Genomic DNA, 22,387 nt, shown 5'->3' on the forward strand with positions numbered 1-22,387 from the left:
GGCGGGAGCACGATCAGGCGAACTAGACTTGCTTTCATCAGACGGATCGAGATTCAAATCCTCGAGGCGCCGTTCAAAATCACCGTGCTCCCCCGCGTTGTCCCCTCGCTGCGCGGTCCGCTCTTGCACGACGGCGTACTCCCGCATCCAGGCTCCTGCATCGAAGAATGGGTCAATCGGATCCACCCTGCTCTCCTATGTTTGTATAGGCCCTACAGCAATTGGTACGGCCTGGTAGCAGATCGTCTCGCAAGAAACAGATTGTGGATTGTTGTAGCCACAACCTTTCGAAAAGCTGACGAGATCAGGATAATGCTGCGCGAGTGACGGCCTCGCACGGGCCCGCCTGGCGGCAGGACGGGTCGTTCCAATTTTTTCGTACCTCTTCACTCTTGTTCCAGTCGACGAAATTCGTCGACCGGTATTACCAATGGATCGCCCCGTCGATCGTGCGAGGAATTCAAGCATCACGGCGGGGCTCACTCAGCCGCGATCAGCCTCCAATGGATATGCGTAACGAGCATCTTCCCGTCCTTCGCACAGCTTTGGCGTAAGCTGTCATTTTTCAGGTAGCCTTTGATGACCGACAAATAGTTTTCTTGCATGCCGGCAGGCGTTCTCTCGTGACTTCGACTTCCACTTTTTGCCCAAGTATGAGTTTGGCGGGCTTGCTCGGCAATGGGAGAGCCGACAGGCTTCATTCGCTGACTTCGATCGGCCGCAGTCTTTGACCGGAGGGCCGCAAGACTTATCGCGCAGTCACTATCAATATGAGTTTGGGTCGTTACCGCGCACTTTACCTTGAACATTACTCCCTCGCCAATTCGAGCTGCCTCGCTGGGCAGCGCTTATGGAAGCGATGATTCACGCTGCGCCGTCTTGGTCTCCTCAGCCACTTTCGACTGTCGAGCTCTCGTTCGACGGGGCTTCGAGCGGACGCAGATAGGCCTCACCTTACGCGCCAGTTTTCATCGCTCGGCAAGACCGGAAGGGACTGATCGACGGCAGCGCACTTTCAAAATGCAAAAGGCTTGGCAGCGATTGGCGAGACTTCATCATCAATATTTACCCGCAGCCGCGGAGCAATGATAAATATCCCTGCGGCGGTTTGAGACCTCATAATTCGAGACCGCCACGCTGGGCCAGGACACGGTGCATGACCTCGCGTTTAATCTCGCTGGCGAGCTCGCTTCGGACTTGGGCTCCGAGCACCCGCTCGGCGTCCGGATCGCCTAGAAGGCCATGCTCGGCCAGTCGCTGATTCAAGCGGGTTTGAAACTCCTCGTCCATGGCTTCAATGAGCCGGTCTTGCATCGCTTCATATTCAGCAGGAGCAATTCGCCTCAGCACCGTCTCCCAGGGTTGCCAGCGGGTTGCCATGTAGTCAGTAAACTGGTTCGCTTCTTGCTCGCGAACCGACTCCAGTGCGCGCGCCGCATCATCGGCTGTCACGTGAGAAATCGTAAGAAAGCGCATGTCTGGGGCGACGTGAATCAGCTCCAGCGGCTCGCGCAGAAGATGTTGATACGCCAAGTAGACTTCGACGTCGTCTACGTTCGAGCCAAGGGTCACGGGCGAGTTGACCCTGTCGCGCGCGATCCCGTCCAGTGCATCCAGGCGGAATGCAACGCGGCCGCGCTGGATCAGTTCGCCGAGCCTATCATCATACACCCCCTCCTCAACGTCAGCATTGAAGCGCGCAGCCCGCATGCCGTTCCAGTGCAGAGTAACGCGGTCCTCGCAGCTCGCGTTGGCCTCGGAAGCCTGCGTGAAAAACTGTTCGCGCAATCTCGGATTGGTCGCCGCCTGCCGCAGATCATCCGCCACGGTCTGCCGAAACTCGTCACTGCCATAATTGACGGTGCCGCGTAGCCGATCTAGGAACCGGGCGTAGTCCTGGGCGCCAGGCTCATCCGCAAAGTGCTGCCATTCGGCGAGCGTCGCCCGATCGTCCCCTAGCCAGTGCGCGGCAGCCTCGTACAGAGGCAGCGGCCTAAGATGCGGCGTCGCGAGGTGAGCGCGGACCTCGTCCGGGAACGGATTATCACCAAACTCCAGGTTCAGCAGCGGACGGCTCAAACTTCCCGGTAGGAGGTCCTCAGGCAGGCTGGTCAGCCGGTTACTGCTGAGATCGATCGATTGAAGCTCGCTCGGAAGGCTTTCAGGGAGGTTGGCCAATTGATTGCTGCTGACATCCAGTTCAACGAGACGCCATGGGAGGGACTCGGGAAGCTCCGTCAGCTGATTGCCACTAACCGCGATGCGAGGTGAGGCTGCTCGGGAGAGCGTCGGGCAGGCTACTCAGTCGGTTGTTGTTTGCGTTCAGGATTCCCAGCTCCGCTGGTAGGCTGTCTGGCAGACTGGTCAACCTGTTATCGCTCACCTCTAGGCGATAGAGGGTCGCCGGAAGAGCGTCCGGCAAACTGGTTAAGCGGTTGTGGCTCACAAAGAGCTCGTGGAGACCGGGTGGAAGGCCGGCGGGCAGGCTGCCTAGCTCATTGTGCATGGCGCGGAGGTTCAGCAGCCTCGGCGCCAGGGCGTCGGGCAAAGCGATTAAGGACAGAGATGACAAATCGACCGCGTTCGAGCGCATGTTGTCCGCAGCCCTGATTCGCGAGCGCCCCTGTCGCCTGTTCTCGGCTTCGCCCTGCCCCTCTTCGGCAACCCAGTCGTCCAGGATTCGTGCGCGCGCGGAGGCCGGGGTCCGATACCCTGTCAAGCCTTCGACCAAATTCGCGAGGGCACGGTTGAAGCCGCCGAGGTAGCTTTCCCGCTCCGCTTCTTCAAAAGTGTCCGGGGCGGACCCTGCGCTCCGCTGCGTCTGTCCTGTGTCCATCATCTTTCTCCGTTGTCGGAAACTTGAAGAATACGCCTGCCGCTGCGCACGCCTACGAAGCAGGAGATTGCCCGCTGCCGCAATAATCATTCGAGCGAGCGCACCTGGGCCGCGGCGGCCCACTCCTGGTCGAAGCGGACAGCTTCACAGGAGGTCGAGGCCGCGAATGGATCGATGCTGCTGCAACGTTTGCTGCCATTTCGTTGGGCGGACAGATCCGGAAGGACCGCCAACGCGAAAGCGTTCTGCTCCTAGCACGGTCACCTGTCGAATAGCTGACGAGCCTCGCTGCTGAACACCCGAGTCGCTCGGTTTATCACCAGTGGGAAATACCCGCGTGGCACCGATTGCCTCGGCACGTGAAAGGACCGCCGCGGAGTTGAGCGTTCGAGCGACTGCCGCTCTTCCACTCCGCCGAAAAGGCTTCAGTGCCTGCCATTGAGATATCCCACCATCGGCGCGCTGGGCGCGGCGTTTAAGCTGCTGCGCACCAGTTAGATGCGGGAAACGTTGAAGGTGGGATGTAACTACCCGCGACCGCGATCAATTCCTTGCTCCTAAGCGTTTTACCGAATTCTGCCGGCTTCGGTGCCATCGCTGTCCTTACGGCGATAGGGCTGTCAGCTTGTCGAAAGATAAGTGTCCTAGGTCCTAGAGCGCGTTGTCACGGGCTGGGCTGGCTCAGTGTCGTAAGGGGAGTGGAATGGATCCTTTTGAGGCAGGACAGATTCGGCGCGGCGGAGGCATTCCTTCTGCATCTTCCCAACAAGAGGGGGCGGAAGACGGCGGGGCGGCACAATGGGATGCATTCGTGACGGACTTCGCAGCAAACTCCGGCCATTCAACCCATGCGGCCGAACAAGCCGAGGCGCTCGAAAATTGGGCTGCCGAACCGAACGTGGGTCCGCTCGAGGACCGGGAAGAAGCGGCAAGGCAGGTAAATGCCCTCGGTGAAGACGCAATACTAAGTCTGGAGTCGCTGTCCCTTACCAGCCTGCCCAGACTTCCAAGCGAAATCGTCGTGCTCGACGTCCCCTTCAATCGCCTTACCAATCTGCCTGACGAACTCCCGGCTTCGCTCCAGCGTCTTGATGTCAGTGGCAATCAGCTCAGCAGCCTGCCCGCGCTCCCGAGCGGGCTCAGAGGCCTCGACGTGAACTCCAACCGGCTGGAGAGCCTACCTGCCGTCCTGCCTGCCAGCCTCCAATTTCTTTCCGCCAACCACAATCGGTTGCTGAACCTACCCGACCCCCTCCCTGCTTCGCTCCAATTTCTCCACGTCAGCCACAATCAGCTCACGAGCCTGCCGATTGCACTCCCTGCTATGCTCGCGTTTCTCGACGTCAGCGAAAATCAACTGGTCGATCTGCCGGCGGCTCTCCCAGCTTCGCTCGAGTTTCTCGACGTAAGCCAAAACCATTTGACGAGTTTGCCTGAGGACCTGCTGATGGGGTTCGGCGCTGGTGCCACAATAGTTCTGACTGATAATCCGCTGTCTGAGCAGGTGCTGACGAACCTGAGCACAGTCGTAAGTGCGGAGGGTTATGTCGGTCCGACTGTCCACCTTTCGCACGACAACGAAAGTGAATCGTCCGAGACAGACGATGAACAGGCCGATGCGCTCGCTGAAACAGTTGCAGAATGGCTCAAGGCCAATCCACAGGAGGGCGATCGGGAGGTGCTTGCCGCTTGGCAGAACTTTGCAGAAGAGCCGGGCGCTCAGGAATACGGGCTTTTCCTCGGCAAGCTGTTCGACTCCGTCAACTCTGGCAATGAAGGATTCCGGCAATCGGTAGCTAATGATCTGCGGCAGGCGGCAAAAGACCCGCGTTTGCGTGCGCAGTACTTTCAACTGGCTTGGGACGCGAACCAAAGCTGCGAGGACCGCAGAACATTAACCTGGAACGGCATGCAGGCCTCCCGCCTCATCGCGGACGTCGAGAACGGCCTCTATGACAACAAGGCGCGGCTTGCTGATCTCGTCGATTTGGGGCGTGTCATGTTCCGCTTGGACGCGCTCGAGGCGATTGCGCGCGATAAGGCTCACTCGCTGGCCTCGGTCGACAACGCCGAAGACATCGATGCCATTGAGGTCTTCCTTGCCTATCAGAACAAGCTGCGCGAGCGGCTCGGACTGCAACACGTCGCGCCTGACATGCACTTCTTTGAGGTCTCCGGCGTCACCGACTCTGACATTGACAGGGCAGAGACATCCGTGCGGGACAGGGAGGCGGCCGAATTTGCCGACTATTTGGCAATGGACTGGCAGCCTTGGGACGATGTGGTGCGTCGCATCGCACCTGAAGATCACGCCAAGACGCAGGACCAGCTCATTGATGCAATGGAAAAGGAGTTCGACAGCCGGCTGGAGCAACAGCTCGCCGACCAAGGCTTGACCGGGGCTGAAGCTGGCCTCGTCGAAGATGCCAAGCGAGTGTTGGGTCCCGCAGTTCGCAAAGAGATCGCCCGTGAGATCAAGGGCGCTCTAAGAGACAAGGTGCTTAATGAGCACGGTCTCACGCTCTGAAGCCGCGGTTGCCGTAGGGTGGCGCTAATTCCTCTGCCGCTCCTCTGGTGCGCCGGTTGGTGGCCCAGAGGAACGCGTAATGCGCAGCGAGTGCAGCGGAGCGCAGATTGAAAAACCAGCGTTGCCCCTCTCTATTACGCTGCCGCTTGATGTGGGTCAGGTTGACGCTTGGGCAGACTGGCTGCTAGCTCTCAACTGAGCCTCCTATGTGCCAGAACTGGATCGTCACCGATACCAACTCTCACTAAGGGGCACCCCGTCCAGGTTTATCGGCCAAGCCTGCAATGATAAGAGAAAATTCAAGCCGGCTTATTCGCGCGCGTTTCGATCTCCACGCATCGGCCCATCAAATCGTTACACGAGTCTGGGACATCGAGCATAGTAGGTCGTCAACCATGTGTTGGTATTCTTGCTCCACGATGGTTCGGGACTCTCCTTCGGGGACACGCTTCAAGGTACCGCCGATAGCACCGCGATAATCGATGACAGATCACGCAGCGTCCTCTTCTGAGAGACACCGCGGCTTCTGTTCTGCGACAATCGCAGACGGCTTCCGGTCTTTCAACGCCTTCTCTGCAATACCGACATCGTCCAAATCGCACGAGATCGTCCGATGGCGCGCAATGCGCCCGCCTTTCAATTCGCCCTGAACGCAAAAGACATGAATCGCGGTAGCCATCGGTACGCTCTGCCTTCATCATCTTCGGCTTGGCCGCCGGAAATTTCAATCGCAGGGGACTTTATTGTAGGCCAATCGATTGGCCACCCTTGTAGGCAGAGGGCTGGCGCGAGCTGATGGCGACCTGAACCAAAAACGACAATCTTCCCATTCCATGTGCGTACTCTCCTCGCCAAGTGGCGCTTTGGACGCGATCAGGTACCTATTGTCGGCAGCTGCTGCCCTCGCCCCTATTAGGCTCTTGTTCGTCGGTCGCGCATCCCAAGAGGCTCGGCCGGGAAAATACGTCCGGTTAAAGTAAAGGGGCCTCACGCACTCAAGCACCGCTTCATTAGGAGCGTCAAAGCTTTTCTAAGCCGCCGCTACCGTGGCCAAAAATCTCTGCACCTCCAATTTCAGACGATTGCTATCTTCCGCTAGGGACTTGGCAGCGGCAAGCACCTGTGTTGACGCAGTGCCCGTCTGATCCGCACAGCGATTAACTTCGGCGATATTTGAGGCGACCTGGCTCGCACCAATTGCCGCCTGCTGCACGTTCCGAGCAATCTCTTGGTTTGCAGCGCCTTGTTCTTCCACAGCAGACGCGATGGCCGAACAAATTTCTGAGATTCGGCCAATGACGCCTCCGACTTCTTTGATGCTTGTGACTGATTCCTTGGTGGATGACTGAATCCCAAAAATCTGATCACTTATCTCCTTGGTGGCTTCGCGGGTCTGGTCCGCCAACGTTTTCACTTCCGAAGCAACGACCGCAAACCCTCGCCCAGCGTCTCCGGCGCGGGCTGCCTCGATTGTCGCGTTCAAGGCCAGAAGATTTGTTTGAGATGCAATAGTGTTGATGAATTGGATGACGTCACCGACCTTGCCCGCGGCCTCAGACAGAGCCAAAACGCGCTTATCAGCGCTCTCGGCTTTTCGAACGGCTTCACCGGCTATACGAGCTGACTCTTGGACTTGCCGACCAATCTCGTTCACCGAAATTGACACTTCTTCTGTGGCCGATGCAACGGACTGAACGTTTGTGGAAGCCCGTTCCGAGACCGACGCTACGGCTGTCGAAAGTCGCTGCGTCGATTCGGCAGTCTTTGCTAGTGAGAGAGCCGACGCTTCCAGCTCGGTAGACGCGGAGGAAACGGTCTCGACAATTTCCCCGATGGCCGCCTCGAACGCATCTGCAAGCCTGCGCATGTCAGACTTTCGTTGCTCGGCAGCGATACGATCCTGGACCAGCTTGGCCTCGGTTTCCGCCTCCGCCTTCTCGACCGCCCTCACCTTAAACCTTTGGACCGCATTCGCAATTTCGCCGATTTCGTCCTTGCGGCGAAGTCCGTGGAGCACAACATCGAAATTGCCGTCGGCCAAGTCCAGCATCGACGCCGTCAGCTTCCGAAGCGGTTTGCTAATGCTGCGCGACGTAAACACCGAGAGCGCGAGACCCAGCAGCAAACTAAGAGCGAAAAGGATCAGGGCAATCTTTACGCCCAATCCAAGGTCTTCTTCTGCCTTCAACGCCGTGGCTTTGGAAGCCTTCTCGTAATCATTTGCAAGCGGCTCTGCGAGTTCGTCAACCCGACCTCCGGCCGCGAGCGCCGAAATTAGCGCTGATCTCGCTTCGGGCGAATCCAGCCCGCTATTCTTTCCTCTAAAATCCTTCAGCGCGGACACCTTTGTTTCATCGTCCCCGACAGCTTTTTTGAGATCCCGCACTCGCGCCTGGCGCCCCAAGTCCTTAGTGTCGGCAGCGAGCTCATCAAGCTGTGCAAATGTTCGCTTATAGCTTTCTGCGGTCTTCTGCCAGTGCGACGGATCATCGGTCGCCAAGGCCATCCATGCATGCATTCGGGCTTCAAATACGTATTTCTGGATGCGCTCGTCTTTGGCCACGTGGTCTTTCTGACGCACCACGGTTGCCAACGATCCGCTCGTGCTCCGGGAGGCATGGATCGAGTACCCGCCAATTGCGACGGTCATCAGAAGGAGCAATCCGAAACCGGTCATCAATCGTCCGGTGATTTTGATGTTTGAAAACACTGTTATGCTCTCTGCTAAAGAAAGGCCGGCGTGCCTCGAAATTCTTGTGCGAGACGGGATCGTCCGGCTAGGAATGTCAACGCTAAAGACTGGAAGATTTTCTCTTGGCGAGAGCAAGCTCTCGCTCGATTGAATTGAGATCGGCTTCCAGCCTGGCCCTCGCTGAAGCATCGGCAATTTTGTGTATGGCCGCTCGTATCTGACGATGGTTCTGCTCCAGCGTGGCGATGGCACGCCTAATCGTGAGCTTGGCGTTTGCGCGGGCGGCCTTGAGCCGTTGATTTGCAGCTCGACCGGAATCACATGGCATCGCGGACGGCGTTAGTGGCGTGTCACGCTTACCAAGCGCCAGCGTTCGTAGAGGCTCAGTGCCCCGCATTGGCGCACCAGCTCGACGAAACTCCACAACATTGAGCATTTCAAACCTCGACCAGAGTGTCCAAGATTACGCGCGCAGTCATGCTCTACGGACAAATCGACATACATGCGCAGCGACCGCGTTTGCGTCGGTTGTATGTCGGTCGAAGTTAACAAATTTCTTTAAATGCAGTTCGTTCGCTTTGCGGGCACGAACGACCGACGGCATACATCGTTTTAAATTTGCGGAGTGCATTTGCACCACGAACGCTGAATTACGGCGCCAAGCCCTCGAGCCACGCAGAAAATCCTCAAGGCGGGCGGCAGAAACGCACTGAGAACGCAGTGCGGGATCTGGAGCGCACATCGCTTGGGTTGAGGCCGTTGATCCGGCCGCAAACGATCGCACAAAAAAATATGTTGCCGACCGGCAGTCGACGAAAGCTAAACCTTGCCTGACACATTCGGGTGGAAAGTCGGCGATCGTTCGAAGCAGCCCGAACGACGGCTCGACAATAGAGCTTATCGCCGACGTGACCTGCATGGTCGCGATCTCGAGCGCTCAACTGTCTCTTCAGTGAAGACGTTACAGACCCCCGCTTGGCAGCTGCTGCGTGTGGCCATGGACCGCGACGGCCACCTCTTCAAGTCTGAAGATCATAGGGAACAGATGGACGCCATCGCCGCCAAAACTTTTCGGCTAGACCAATGATGACATCCACATCGATCGCAAGGACGACGCTCGGTTCGGTGAATGGCTTGAGCTAGGGGATACCTTAGGCACAAGTTGAAGAACTGCAGGAGTTCGCGGCGAGTGATGGAGCATCTTAACGAGCTCTTATAAACGCGCACGAGCCGAAGCGCTGCCCCCGCACTGCTCCGGCGGTTTCGTTACTCCACACCACTCTTATCTTCGCGATAGTCCGCTCATTCACCCGAGCGTCGCCGTGGCCCCTTCACCGTAAACGTTGCTTCGTTTTCCGTCGATATGGTTCCGTTGGCAGCCAATCTGTGGCACCGCCGAAGAACACTCCCAGCGACCATCGTGCGGCTTCGCCATCTGTCAGTTGATGGGAGTGAGGTTCGCGGCCTAACGGGTTAGCCCCCACCCCGAACGATCTATATTCGGCATAATAGCTCGTGCTCAGGTTGTCGGTCTCGCGTGGAGCCCATTCGCGCCAGCCTTCCGCAATGACTGGTGCATCTATCTTTGTCGACAGGAAAACCACTGTGGCGTACGGCCGCCAGGGGCGGCCAAGCGCGATAGAGCGCGCGGCAGGGTCGGCACTTAGGGTGCAATGATCAAAAACATAGCCGCTGTCCTCATCCGGAGATGCCTTGCTCTGAGCGGTATAGACCACCGCTTGATTGGCGATGCCGTGCAACTCGCAGTGCCGGAACCAGGCCTTGGCGTTTCCAAATATGAAATCGACATGCCCTTCGATGTAACAGTTCGAGAAGTATTGCCGTGACATTCTCCCGTTTGGACCCCTGCCGGCAAATAGCGTGTCCTGGGCACCTAACAAGCGGACGCGCGTCACGACGTCCCTGTCTCCGGTAAGGGACAGCGCGACCGCCTGCGACGGTGGATTGGACGGATTGAGGGCGTAGTCGTTCTGGATGGTCAGATTTTCGAGTCGGAAGTCATCGCCAGTGGCATCTAGCGTCGCCGAGCGGGCGGTTCCTCCCACATTGACCGCCCCGTCGCCATACACAATGACGGTGTGCTCAGGCTGGCTGCCAGTCCCTGCGAGATGAACACCTGATTTGGAGGTTTTGACCTTCTCGCGATAGATGCCCGGCGCGATCCGGACATCTCCGCCTTCCGCTGGCAACGCGTCGATGGCTTGCTGCACGGAGTGATAGTCTCCATTTCCAGCATGCGACACCAACAGCGGCTGAGCGTACGCTGCCGGGATGCAGAAACATCCCGCCAAAAGCGCAGCAGGGGAAGCGGAAATTCTCATGTGGCTCTACACCTCGTTGAGTCAGCGGCAGCCTCGACGCAGTCGATAGATCGCAGCAGCGTAGCCTACGGGCATGGTCCACATTTTTCGCGCTGCCAGAGGCGGAACTCACAATCCGAGTTCGGCGCCGGGTGCAGCGCTTACCGATTGCTGTCGCGGAATGCCCTGGCACATACCTCCGATCTGCGCAACTGCGGTTGTGTAGCTCGCCTGGGGAGCGGCGGCGATACGTCAGAGTGATCTGCGATGACGTTGGCATGTTCAACTTGCCAAGTCGCGGAATTGGCAAATCGGACATCTTCGAGTGTCACGTCAAGTTTATGCCCGTCGTCTAAGCCGCGCATCAGCAACACGCCAGTGTCACCATGCACATGACGGAGAACGATTTGCCGATAGACCGGAATCCTCGTGCCTTGTGCGCGCGGATCATATTTTGTATCGAAAGCCAGCGGCCACCGGTTGCCCCTCAGGCACACGTACTCATAAGCCACGCCCTCGACGAGACCGCCTCGACTAACATCGCTCTTGATGCGCAGGCCCGACGTCGTACCATCCAGCGTCAGATTACGCACCAATATGTCTCTGACCCCGGAATTCACCTCACTGCCGATCGACATGCCATGCCCCCAGCCGAAGTAATTATCAATGATCGAGATATGGCTGCTCGAGCCATTGTCGCCGGCCTTGATTGCGACGTTGTCGTCACCCGTACGGATCGAGCTATGTGTGATGGTCACATCATGGCTGGCGCCAGGGTCGATACCATCGGTATTGCGGGCATCCGCCGGTGAATCGATGGTGAGGCCCCAAAACGTGGCACCTTCGACCCGGTTCATCGCGACATGAAAATTCGGAGAGTTGCGCAAGGTGACGCCGGAGAACGTAATGTCCTGCGCATGGTCGATCTGGATCAAGCGCGGCGCGTTCTGGTTGCCGCCCTCAACTTGGGCGCGGCGGGCCAGTTGCCACCAGGTTTCCGCTCCGCCGCCAATCATTGCGCCGCCCTGACCATCGATGATGCCCTCCCCGTAAATGCCGCCGCCACGGGTTTTGGAAAAGCGGATGAATGGCCGGCACCCGTCGCCCTTGCCCGCAATGTGACCACATTGTCCGAAGCCCTTGTCGTAAGCAGCAGGTTCTGGGATGGCGATTAGCGTTGCACCGCGTCCGACCCATAAGGTCACGCCCGATTTCATCTCGAGTGGGCCCGACCGGAACTCGCCACGTCCCAAATACACGGCGGCCCCGGAAGGGCATTGGTCGATGGCATCTTGCAACATGGTTGTATCTTGCTTGCCAGACGGCACCGGGCGGTCGCACACGGTATCAGGTGCAACAGGTTCGGTGATAATCCGGCGGTCTTGCGCTTTCGCGGCGGGGACGACAACCATGGAGATGAGTATGGACAATAGGGCCCAGTTGCGAAAACGTTTTGTCATTGACCTCCTCGTGCCTTGTCACGCGGATCCTTGCCGCGTCCCCTTTCTGATATTGAGCGCTGGCTTGATCGAGCCGCCCCGCGCGTCACTGGCGCCGCAGGATGACGTTTATCCGACGCAGCAGACGCCTGGACCTTGCGTTCGCGCGTAGCACCTTGTCTGGTGTGCGAAAAAGACGAAGCGTTCTGCGATAGTGCGAAAATCCAACTGCTTCGTAACGTCAGCCTGCTCACACTGAATGAGCGCCCAACCGGTCCCCAATTTCGGCATTTTTGCATCTACAATTGCGCGTGAATCCACGCCAGCCTCTCGTCCGGGATCAGTGGGTCAGTGAGTATTCGGGAAAGCTTTCGAGAAGCTGACGAGGATACGGCCGGCACTGGATCGCATTCGCACCGGATACCCTCTTCCTGGCGTCTCACGAATTTGGATGACTGCCGTTACCCGCCCCGTTCCGGACCGCATTGTGATCGCTTGCGGGACATAGTCAGCTAGTTCTCGTCATCGTCCCTGCGATGCCGGATGAGGCATGGTCGGCTTCCGCGGTCAGCGCCGCCCGGCACATCGCGTGCCTTGCCTCACGGCCATAGCGGACCATCGTGGTCATTGAACGCGCCCGCTCGCGCCGCCTTCATGGACGCCTGACCGGGACGACCTAAGGGCGGACAAAACGACCGAACTGGCTGGCTCAAGGTGGAGAGCTCTTTGACACTCGAATTCAGCACATCTACGTGAGCCCCCCGAAACAGGAGCCCTATCTGGTGCTGCTCTGCGCGTATCCCTGGCGGACTCACCGCGATCAGCGAAAAGCCGAGCCTATCGGCAGGGCTGCACCTAGTTGTCCAGTTCCCCCGCCGGGTTCGCAGCACCATGCGTCTCGAGATCTTCGCCAAGTCCGTGACAAAACCAGTCGCCGTTAAGGTGCGCGGGGGCAGCTTTCAGCGGTCCCATGATCGAGACGAAAACGCCACGGCAGCATCCGGGTTAACAGGAACATGGACGCTTCGCGATTTGGGCGGTCGTGCGTTACGGTTTGAATTGATTGCCACAGACTTGCCCTGGCGTTCATCGATCGACGATGAGACCACTCGGCGCTCAAGCCTCCGCTCCAAATCCGCCAATCCTGCCTTACATTCGGCGACAACCGATTGGGCGCGAAGCAGCTTGACCTTGAGTTCGTCCTGTTGCCTGAGTATTTTCTCAAGATCCCAATCGTTCTGCATTAGCTCATTGACCATCTGCAAGCCCCGATGCAAGGCGGGCACTTAGCTTCAAGAACGCCGGCTCCACATGTCGCAGATGCCCGCCCCGAGCCATGGGCTAAAGCGATGCCAAACGATCGTCCTGAGGACGCTTTACGCTGGCGTTCTTGTTGAGAACCGCCATTCGTTGCGAGCCCGTTACGGGACAATCGGCTTCGGCCCGGCAAACCGGAGCGGTCCGAAGATGGCAGAGTTCGCGAGGCAGGCACCCGGTTCAGAAAGCGCATTAGGGGTCCTCTGCCATCGCAGGCAAGTTTCATCTGAATACCTCAACCGGATGCTGAACGAGCATCATAGTCACAGGTGGTTTCGTCACATCTTCAAGCAACCGGCATGCCAATGCCGGTTGAGCGTTTTTATGAAGAAACGATGTCGGTTTTCCCGCAGTACGTAGTTGCTGGCGGTGCTATTGTCGCGGTTGAAACAAACGATGTCTTGAGCGAGACAGCTAAAGCCGCAAGCACGAGCGTCCGCGCGCATTTTAGCCTAATGAAACTCTGGCAGGACTGGATCGAGTTCTTCCTGCTCGAGCGTCTTGGCTCCATCTTTCGCCAGGTACGCTGCCAGAGCTGCGATACCGGAGTGCGGTGGACATCGAGCGGGTGTCGATTTTTTGAACGGCACTTGCCCCAAACGCTCGGCAACTTCGACGCTCATGAGGTGGGGACGGATCGGTCGATCGACGGCGCGCTCGATGGTGTGGAAGATCCAGGTGCCGTCCGGATCGATGTCCGACCAATGAAAGATCGGCGTCTGTTCGGATACCAATCCTGCGATTGTCCGCAGCGCCTGCTGGGTGGCAAGCGAGGGGTACCCGCCGACATACATGGTCGTTCCTAATCGGCCGGGGTCCGCCTCGGCGATGTGCCGGTTGAAGCTTGCGAAGTTTTCGATCGTTAGAACGTAGGCCGGCGGCTCCCGGAACCGAACGCGATCTGCTTCCTTGGGAGTGATTCCGAGATAATGCGGAGATATCCTGGAAAGATCGGCTCCGCCGAGGTCGATTTTGCCCGCGATCAGCAGGGGCGGCGCGAAGCGCTCCAGCCCGATCGCTCGCAGTGCCTCGCGGGGGCGGGCGCCAGGCGGAAAGTCCATCATGCCGCTCAAAAGTCGGACCACGGCACCCTCGATGCGCTCGAGTATCTTGCTGTGGCCCACCGTACGTCGCGAGAAAGTTTTGTAGTCGACGTCCAGATGCTTGTTATCGAGGATCGCCTGGGCGAGAACGAATGCGTGGCGCAGCGTGTCGACGTCGGACGAACCGAATCCATGCCACGTCTTACCCCGCGCCCACACCTCTGCGATTTGAGAGCCGCTGTTTTTCAGGGACTCGTGCAGCGCCACTCCGGCTACGAGCTGCACGGCGGCATGCTCTGCGATGCGTGAGGCCGGGGTGCGGCCGAGATATCGGTATAAGATCTCCGCCGAGACCAACCGCACGTGCGCCACTTGGTCTCGGTTGGCGCCGCGCCCCCCGCGAATGGAGACCGCGCCGGCACTTTCGGCTTCCCTGATTTGTTTCAGGAAGGCGTCCGCCGCGACCACTGATGGGAAAGCAGGGTAGTCCGGGTGGGCGATCGGGCTTGCGGCCCCTGCCTCGAAGCGGTTGAGCAGGTCGTTCAGCAGGCCGATCGCATCCGTGAAACGCCGAGCCATGGCTACTCGGCGGCCAGACGGGTGGCGAGCTCATCTTCGGACATCAGGTCCGGATCGATGGCCATCAGCTCGCGCTTGGCCTTCTCTTTCAGTTCCACCACGGTAGCCCTGGACTGCTCGCCGATCCGGTCCACCTCCACGATGGTGTCCATGTGCTCGAGCACGGCGACCCGCTTCTCGAATGGCGCAGCAATCACGAACTGCAGGCCGAGATTTTTGTAAAAGCTCATCATCTGCCGCTGGTTCTTGCCGTCCATCTTGGAGAAGGCCTCATCGAACATGGCGAGCGCAAAACCGGCGGGTTTGCCGGCACGACGCTCCGCGCTACCGTAGACGCCGGCCAGCGAAGCGCCGATGGCAACGTAGATAGGCACCTGTTGTTCAGCGCCAGACCCGGTGCCGCGCCGCTGCTCCCAGCGGGTCGAACGGCCGGTGGCAACGTCCTCCATGTGGATCTCGAAGGTGTAGAAGTTGCGGTAGTCCTCGAACTGGGTGAAATCCTTGTCGGGGTCCTCGAGCAGCGCCTCGAGGGCGACGATCGTGTCCTTGTGCGGGAAGTCATCGGGCGCGTCGCCCCGGAACAGCATATCGAGCGCCTCCGGAGAGGTTTTGGCGATCTCGATGATCTTCAGGATGGGCTGGAATTCCACCATCTGGGTGCGATGGAACGAATATCGCTCGTTATGGAACGGATGTGCGTAGAGACTACGGTTCAACGCTTGCAGCTCCCGCTCCATCTTTCCGATTCGGGCCGTGAGCGCGTTGATGAACTCGCCGCGCAGCAGGGTGGACGCCTTCTCCGCCGCTTCCCGCGCCTGCCGTTCGTACTGGCGCAGCTCATTGGATTCGATATCCGAAATGAGCTGTTCCATCCATGGCTTCACTTCCCGCAGCGGCTCGCTCTCCGCGCCGACTTGCGAGCTCATCCCGAACTGGTCGAAGTAATCGTAAAGGAGTTCGCGAACGCGTCGCTCGATCCGGAGGCGTTCGGCGTCCGAAGCGTCTGCATCTTTGAGCGCTCTGTCGGCGATGGCGCGGTGTTTCTCCGCGAAGCCCTTCTGGGCTGCAGCATCGAGGCGCTCGCGGTACACGATCCTGCCCTTGGCGGCGGAGTATAGCGGGAAGGTCTTGCGATAGATCGAGCGGGCGACCCGCAGGTTGAGCTCGGAGCCGGGCACGCTTTCGCCCTCTCCGAGCCTCCTCTCGGCCGACCTGACCTCACCGTCATGCTCGCCGAACGCCTTCTGCTGGATCTTTCGTTCGTCGAGCCTCTTGACCTTTAGCGTCTGTTGCGCTCGTTTCTTGTCGCGAAGCCCGCCATCGCCCGCGCCGTCGAGCGCTTCGAGCCTCGCCTGGGCTTCGGCGATCTCGGTCTGCGCGGCTGCGAACGCAGCGGCGCAAGCCTTCAGATCGTCACGTCCCTCGCAGATGTTTTTCAGAGCGGCAAAGGCCTGCTCTGCCGCCTGGGCCTGCTTGCTCTTTTCCGTTTGGAGCCGATCCAGTTCCTCGGCCTGATCCTGCAGGGAGCGCAGGGCGTTCGCCTGGGCCGCCTTTCCGATCTTATGCTGCGAAGATTCGATCCAGCGATGGCTCCGGACGAGTCCGTCGTCGTAGAGGCCGTCCTTCATAATCGCCCGGCCGGGCCTGTTGAACTGGTCGAGCGTGTCGGCGAGACGGACATTGCCGTAGCGGCGCATGATGAAGGCCATCGCGTCCGGATCCTGGCTCCGGAAGATCGAGGGGAAAGTGCCACGCTCCGGCTTGGCTCTGAACTGCTCGAGCTTGTTTAGGCTCACTAGCGATGCATGGCGAAACTCGCGGCGACCTTCCTTGAAAATTGACGTGGCGGCGCTGATATCCGCTCTGTCCACGAACACAGCTTCCCGATCGCGGCCGAGGAGCGCCTCGGCGGCTCCCACCCACTCGGGTTCGGCGACGTCGATGATGTCGCAGAGCACGCGCGGGACCATTCCCCTCTGCCGCAGCCTGCGGCAGAGGAGTTCAGTGTCGTCGCCAAGATAGGCGCGCGCCCCTCCGGCGGCGTGCTGTCGGATGCGTTCGAGCACCTCGTCGCGCCGGCCTCGGAGCCCGGAAAGCTCCGCGATGATCGTTTGACGCGCTTCGTCGATCTTCGGCAGCCATTTGGCGCCGCTTGCCGCGAAGGACTTCTCGGCCTCGGTGACCTCGTCGGAGACGCCCCCGATGTCGGCCCCGGCGGTGGCGGTCACAAAACGCTCAAGCGCAGGAACGAAGTCCTCGAAACCGTCCAAGCAGATCGCCCGTAGCGGCTCCAGGCGACGGATGTTCTCCATACGAGCCTTAAAGTCCGCCGAGGCGCGATGCGCCGCCTGCCCGGCCACATCGGCGGTCTGCTGCAGGGACTTTCTGCCGGTCTTGGCATCGTGCTCGGCGATCGCGGCCGTGAGGCGTTCGATCTCGTTATCGATGGCGTTGACGTCGCCGTCGATGAATTCGAGTTCCTTTGCTGCGGCGTCCCGGCGCGCCATCTCGGTACGCCGCTTGGTCTTGAAGTCCAGGTTTGTCGCGCGCGCCGCGAGCCAAGTCGCGCGTTTTGCAATCCACTCCTCCCTGAACTTGGTCTCGAGCGCCTCTTCAAGCATGCCGAGGACGACCCGAAGCGCCCTCAGGGCTTCGAGCCTGAGGCGCATCGTTCGGATGGTTTCGCTGATGTTGCGGTAGGTCTGGATCGACTCGCGCAGCTCCTTGATGCCGATCGGACTGTCCTCGAGGATGTAGTTCCGCACGAACTGCGTCGCCGTCTGGTTGTGGTCGAGCGTCATCGCGTTGACGATTGATTTCTGCAGGGCGCTGGCGTTCTGCTCGCCAAAGGGCGAATGCGGCAGAAGATGGCGCATGTACTCGCGGACGTAGTCGCTCGCCCGGTCGCGATGATTGACGAAGTTGCCTTCGCCGACCGCCGCGACGATCCGGGCGCGCACGTCCTCCCACTGCGCCGGGAATTGCGACTTTCCTCGCTGCTCGATGAAGTCCTTGGAGCTCAGAACGGTCCCGACGGTGACGAACAGTGCCAGCACGGTCTCCCTGCTGTCGGACTTGCGTGCCTCAAGCGCCATGCCGATCGTGACCGGTAGCCGGGCGCCTTCCGTGTCTTCGAAACCGAGCGCGATGTAGGTGCGCGCCTCATCGCGCCGGCGCTGGTCTTCGCCGAGCGTCCCGAGGCAGTAATCGACGACGCTGCGCTTTGAGCCGCTGCGCGATTTTCCGCTGTCGCCGGCGACCGCGTTCAGGCGCAAGAACCGCCGGCTCGCGCCGGTGAGAACGACCTGTGCCATGTCGAGGATTGTGGATTTGCCGGACCGGTTCTCGCCAAGGACCCCGACGTGTCCTGTCACGTCGATGTCGGCGACGTCGAACAGGTGCCAGTTCACCATCGTCAGGTGGCGTAGCTCCATCATGCCTCGTCTCCTGCGGGCTGCGGAAACCGCGCCTCCTCGCTACGGACGTAGCGCTCAAGCCGTTGGAGGGCATCGCCGCCACTGATCAGCTTAATCATCGGACGGATCCTGATCTCGCAGTCCTGCTGCTCGTCGTCAAAATCACCGATCTCGACCAAACTGCGTTGGGCGGCCTCGCGCAAGATGTCCCGGAAGCGGGCAGGCGAGATCGCGCCTCCGCCGCCGTGTTGCGCCATCTCGCGGTACCGGTCGAACAGGTCGTTCAAAGTGGCGACAACGACGGCCCGGTCCTCGACCGCTCCGACGTTCACCTCCTGCTGCCAGTACGCCGCCAGCACCAGCATGACGATTGTTTCATCGAGCTTCATCCGGGGCAGCGGCACGTCCTCGTCCATCGCGACGATGCCGGCCCACTGCGCTTCCGGATCCCGATGGAAGCGGTATCCGCAACTATCGAAGAAGCCGTCGACCACGTCGCGGAAGCGGCCATCCATGACGATGTTGTAGACTGTCCCGGTCCTGGGATCTCCCGCGAACACGAACTGCCGCCGTAGCAGGAAGTGCAGCGCTTTGCGGAGGTCGGCTGCCTTTTCTGCGCCGAAGGAGCGCTCGACGTTTTCGAACTCACTGAGCACGGGCTGCCTCTGCCTTCCGGAGGGGGCCGGATCGCCTGACAACGAAGTTCGCACACCGAAGCCATTCGCTGTCGTGGGGCGGCGTGTCTGGGCGCGGCTCCAGATCGAACCCGGCCGCGACCTGCACCGGAATCTCGCCCGTCAGCGCATATCGGCGGGCGCAATCGAAGGCGAGAAAGTCGTCCACGGTATCGATTTCCATGAAGCGGGCTTCCCTGGTCGCGAAGGGCGGCACCTGGCCCTCGAGGAATCGTCTGACATCCTCGGGGCGGGGCGCGATGCGCGCGATGTACTCGAGGCGGAGCTTCTTGCGCAGTTCGTACAGCGGGTCTGACGGCGGCTCGGCGAGCTCCCTTGCTTCGACGGGACGGCGCGGCTGCCTGGCCGGCGCCTGATGGTGCTCCGACCAGGGCGACCGCAGCGGCTCGATGCTCCATTCGATTATCGCGTTGTGGTGTCTGCCGTCCCGCAGTAGGGCATCCAGGCGCCGCACCAGGTCGCTGGCTCGGCCGACGAGTCCCTGCCCGCCCCGCTCGGCGTACTTAATGGTGTTGCGGACCCGTGCTTCGAGCTGCCTGCGGAAGGCCTCGATCCTATCAAACATCTCCCCGATCTGATCGAAGATGCTTTCGATGGCCAGCAGGTCGTCGGCCGCGGCCATTCGACCATCCTCGATGTCGGCTGCCATACTGGAAGCTGTGTACTCCTCGGCAAGGACCTGCATGGTCTCCGGGGTGTAGGAGATCCTCCGCGCGAGATCGACGATGGCATCGCGGAAGCGGTACGGATGGTTGACGGTGAGGATGGATTCGAAATCCTTCAGCAGGAGCTGTTCGACGAACTCCTCGAAAAAGGCTTCCAGCCGAGTAGCGACTGTTTTCGACTCCATGACGGTGCGTCGGACGCGCTTCAGGTCGGCCAGAATGGCCCGCAGGCTCTTAGTGAACTGGTCGGCCTGATTGCGCGCCTCGCGGACGGCGAGCGCGGCTTCGCGCTGTTTGCGGTCGGTGATCTCGGGCCTCAGTTTTTCGACGGCCTCCAGGTTGAGGCGGATTTGCACGATCAAGCCGCCGAATCGCTGCGAGAGATCCTTGTTGAGGCTCGCGAGCCGCTGGATCACGAGCAGCGGTCCCATAGCCATGTCCACGGTGACGCGAAGCCCGTATTCCTCTTCTTCAAGCCATCCCCAGGCGAGCAGCCGGGCGTACAGTTGTCGCGCAAGACCGAGTGCCTTGTCGCCCTTCTCGGAAGCGAGCGCGACGTCGGCCTTCCGGATCCGGCGGCGTCCCGCGGAGATCATTTCCGGCAGGCTGCCGAAATCATCGCCCTCGTTCCAGAGGCCGGGGTTGGCGCGCATGACATCGTAGATGGCATGGACGACCTGCGGCGGAGTCGGAAACGACGGCGCGCCTGAAAAGAAGCGTTCGTGGAGATCGAGTAGACAGGCCGCGTACAGGTGCTTGTGGTCGCGCGAGAAGGCCAAAAACGCGTCGTCATGCAAATGGCGGAATAAGGTCAATGACGCGGCTCCTGAGCCCGACTTCATGCTGAGATGGCAACGCTAAACACATGATGTGCCCCTCAACATTGTATTGAGAGTGGGTCTTAAAAATACAACCGGAAGGTCAGTTCTTAGTATGTTCTAATATAGCTTTCCAGCTCAACCGCTGTCGAGGCTCCAAAAGTCCGATCGGAGCTAGTGTCTCTGGTCTGAGATCGGAACAGTCCGGCCTCAAGTTCATTGAATTTGTTGTTAAGCGGCGAAGGCGCTGGCCTCATACGCAATTGCGTATTAGGCGCAAATATACGCGCAGAAGTATAATCCGAAAATATTCGCGGTCGCGTATATTTACAATATATACGCATTTGCGTATGCTGGCTTATGGATACGATTGCCCGCACCCCCCAACAAGTTGGCGCCGGGATCAGGCGCTACCGGCGGCAGAAGAAGCTCACCCAGGCTGGCCTCGGTGAGAAGATGCATGCGCGCCAAGCGACCGTCTCGAAGCTGGAAGCCGGTGTACCTGCAACGCAGCTACGCATCTTGATGGATGCGCTGGCCGCGCTCGACCTCGAGTTGGTCATCCGGCCGCGCACCAAATTGACGGCTGAAGCGATTGAGGATCTGTTCTGATGGCGCGTCGTCCTGCCCGCGCGCCGCTCAACGTCTATTCAACGCACGGCTGGTCGGGCGGCTGCGGCGCGAGAGCAGCGGCGCAATCGACTTCCAGTATGACAAGCAGTGGCTCGCGTGGGAAAATGCCATCCCCGTTTCGGTGTCGCTGCCATTGCGGGAGGATCGTTATATCGGCGATCCAGTCGTCGCTGTCTTTGACAATCTTCTGCCCGACAATGAAGACATCCGCCGACGCGTGGCCGAACGCGCGCATGCTGATGGCGCCGACGCTTACAGCCTGCTCTCCGCCATCGGCCGCGATTGCATCGGGGCGCTGCAATTCCTTCCCGATGGTGCCGCGCCCGGAGCCGCCGGCGCTATTGATGGCCGTGCCGCCAGCGATCAGGAGATTGCAGCCATTCTCGGCAATCTTGCCAGCAATCCACTCGGCATCGGCCCCGACCAGGATTTCCGTATTTCTCTCGCGGGCGCGCAGGCAAAGACAGCGCTGCTTTACTGGAAAGACAAGTGGTATTTTCCTCAAGGCACGACCGCAACTACGCACATTATCAAGCCGCAGATCAGGAAGTTGCCGAACGGAATCGACCTGACCAGCAGCGTTGAAAACGAGCATCTGTGCCTCGAGCTGGTTGCCGCACTCGGCTTGCCGGTCGCCAAATCAAGCATCATCGATTTCGCGGAGCGCCGCGTGCTCGCAGTTGAGCGGTTCGATCGCATCTGGACGCGCGACGGCCGCCTGTTGCGGCTGCCGCAGGAAGACTGCTGCCAAGCACTATCGGTTCCGCCCGCGCGCAAGTATGAATCCGACGGCGGACCTGGCATCCGCAAAATCTCGGATTTCCTCAAAGGCAGCGATACGCCTGAGCACGACCGGGCTATTTTCTTCAAGGCGCAGATCGTGTTCTGGCTGCTTGCCGCCACCGATGGCCATGCGAAGAATTTTAGCATTCATTTGGCGCCGGGCGGACGTTTTCATCTTGCCCCGCTTTACGACATCATTTCGACCGAGCCGAGCTTGGGCGCTGGACAGATCAGCCAAAACCAAATGAAGCTGGCCATGGCGATCGGTAGCAACCGGCATTACGTTGTCCACACGGTTCTCGGCCGACATTTCGTGCAGACTGCGAAAAGCTGCGGTCTATCCGACAAAACAGTCAAGGCTGTCATCCTGCAGCTCGGCGATACAGCCGCAAAAGCCATAGATCAGGTGCTGAATTCGCTTCCAAAAGGATTTCCGGAGAAGATGGCCATATCGATTGCCGATGGCGCGAAGCGCCGTGTGAATTCGCTGGCTGTGCTCAAGAGTAGTGAATGATCCGCGGCCAGTCGGCGGCGCGTAGGTAGGCTTTTCTGACCGAGCCGGCGTTGCGGCTAAAATCTCGAAATCATAAATTTGCTATGTGTCGCCGCCTTGATGAAGAAGT

14 protein-coding genes and 1 pseudogene are annotated in these 22,387 nt (G+C 59.7%); 3 read left to right on the top strand and 12 right to left on the bottom strand.

Annotated elements, in window-relative coordinates:
* The 4 genes from A5906_RS43550 to A5906_RS45385 all read right to left on the bottom strand — a co-directional run.
* A partial coding sequence (locus A5906_RS43550; RefSeq protein ID WP_210189988.1) for a hypothetical protein occupies nucleotides 1-186 on the bottom strand: 186 nt, incomplete at its 3' end.
* Between the two features lie 293 nt (nucleotides 187-479).
* Nucleotides 480-701 carry a hypothetical protein gene (locus tag A5906_RS41935; RefSeq protein WP_136615624.1) on the bottom strand — a complete coding sequence of 74 codons (222 nt, stop codon included), beginning with the start codon at nucleotides 699-701 and terminating at the stop codon, nucleotides 480-482.
* A gap of 415 nt (nucleotides 702-1,116) precedes the next feature.
* Entirely contained in the window at nucleotides 1,117-2,178 is a 1,062-nt protein-coding gene (locus tag A5906_RS45380; RefSeq protein ID WP_245327004.1) for an NEL-type E3 ubiquitin ligase domain-containing protein, read from the bottom strand.
* Nucleotides 2,179-2,251: 73 nt separating this feature from the next.
* On the bottom strand, nucleotides 2,252-2,836 hold the full coding sequence (locus tag A5906_RS45385; protein ID WP_245327005.1) for a hypothetical protein: 585 nt from the start codon (nucleotides 2,834-2,836) through the stop codon (nucleotides 2,252-2,254).
* A gap of 703 nt (nucleotides 2,837-3,539) precedes the next feature.
* On the opposite strand from A5906_RS45385, the gene A5906_RS31505 reads away from it, so the two are divergent.
* A complete protein-coding gene (locus A5906_RS31505; protein ID WP_080139073.1) occupies nucleotides 3,540-5,363 on the top strand; it encodes an NEL-type E3 ubiquitin ligase domain-containing protein in 1,824 nt (607 codons plus the stop codon).
* 1,030 nt (nucleotides 5,364-6,393) lie between these two features.
* On the opposite strand, the gene A5906_RS31510 is transcribed toward A5906_RS31505, so the two are convergent.
* From A5906_RS31510 to A5906_RS31545, 8 genes are all read right to left on the bottom strand, one after another.
* The gene (locus tag A5906_RS31510; RefSeq protein ID WP_430642431.1) at nucleotides 6,394-8,073 is read right to left on the bottom strand and encodes a methyl-accepting chemotaxis protein; all 1,680 of its coding nucleotides are present in this window, start codon (nucleotides 8,071-8,073) and stop codon (nucleotides 6,394-6,396) included.
* A gap of 1,313 nt (nucleotides 8,074-9,386) precedes the next feature.
* Entirely contained in the window at nucleotides 9,387-10,286 is a 900-nt protein-coding gene (locus A5906_RS31515; protein ID WP_245327006.1) for a pectinesterase family protein, read from the bottom strand.
* 251 nt (nucleotides 10,287-10,537) lie between these two features.
* Nucleotides 10,538-11,836: a glycoside hydrolase family 28 protein gene (locus tag A5906_RS31520; protein ID WP_080139075.1), complete on the bottom strand. Its 1,299-nt coding sequence runs from the start codon at nucleotides 11,834-11,836 to the stop codon at nucleotides 10,538-10,540.
* A gap of 938 nt (nucleotides 11,837-12,774) precedes the next feature.
* Nucleotides 12,775-13,074, bottom strand: a complete 300-nt coding sequence (locus A5906_RS31525; protein ID WP_245327007.1) for a hypothetical protein — start codon at nucleotides 13,072-13,074, stop codon at nucleotides 12,775-12,777.
* Nucleotides 13,075-13,584: 510 nt separating this feature from the next.
* Nucleotides 13,585-14,754, bottom strand: a complete 1,170-nt coding sequence (locus A5906_RS31530; RefSeq protein ID WP_080139077.1) for a Wadjet anti-phage system protein JetD domain-containing protein — start codon at nucleotides 14,752-14,754, stop codon at nucleotides 13,585-13,587.
* 2 nt (nucleotides 14,755-14,756) lie between these two features.
* The gene (locus tag A5906_RS31535; RefSeq protein WP_080139078.1) at nucleotides 14,757-18,191 is read right to left on the bottom strand and encodes an SbcC/MukB-like Walker B domain-containing protein; all 3,435 of its coding nucleotides are present in this window, start codon (nucleotides 18,189-18,191) and stop codon (nucleotides 14,757-14,759) included.
* Nucleotides 18,188-18,826: a DUF4194 domain-containing protein gene (locus A5906_RS31540; protein WP_080139079.1), complete on the bottom strand. Its 639-nt coding sequence runs from the start codon at nucleotides 18,824-18,826 to the stop codon at nucleotides 18,188-18,190. Before A5906_RS31540 ends, A5906_RS31535 begins: the two co-directional genes overlap by 4 nt.
* The gene (locus A5906_RS31545; RefSeq protein WP_245327008.1) at nucleotides 18,816-20,345 is read right to left on the bottom strand and encodes a Wadjet anti-phage system protein JetA family protein; all 1,530 of its coding nucleotides are present in this window, start codon (nucleotides 20,343-20,345) and stop codon (nucleotides 18,816-18,818) included. Before A5906_RS31545 ends, A5906_RS31540 begins: the two co-directional genes overlap by 11 nt.
* Nucleotides 20,346-20,708: 363 nt before the next feature.
* Between A5906_RS31545 and A5906_RS31550 the strand changes: the two genes are divergently transcribed.
* Complete coding sequence (locus tag A5906_RS31550) at nucleotides 20,709-20,960, top strand: helix-turn-helix domain-containing protein (RefSeq protein ID WP_080139081.1); 252 nt, start codon at nucleotides 20,709-20,711, stop codon at nucleotides 20,958-20,960.
* Nucleotides 20,960-22,278: pseudogene (locus A5906_RS31555) on the top strand (type II toxin-antitoxin system HipA family toxin). The gene A5906_RS31550 and the pseudogene A5906_RS31555 overlap by 1 nt, the downstream one beginning before the upstream one ends.
* Nucleotides 22,279-22,387: the final 109 nt, after the last annotated feature.

Source organism: Bradyrhizobium sacchari, assembly GCF_002068095.1.
GTDB lineage: Bacteria > Pseudomonadota > Alphaproteobacteria > Rhizobiales > Xanthobacteraceae > Bradyrhizobium > Bradyrhizobium sacchari.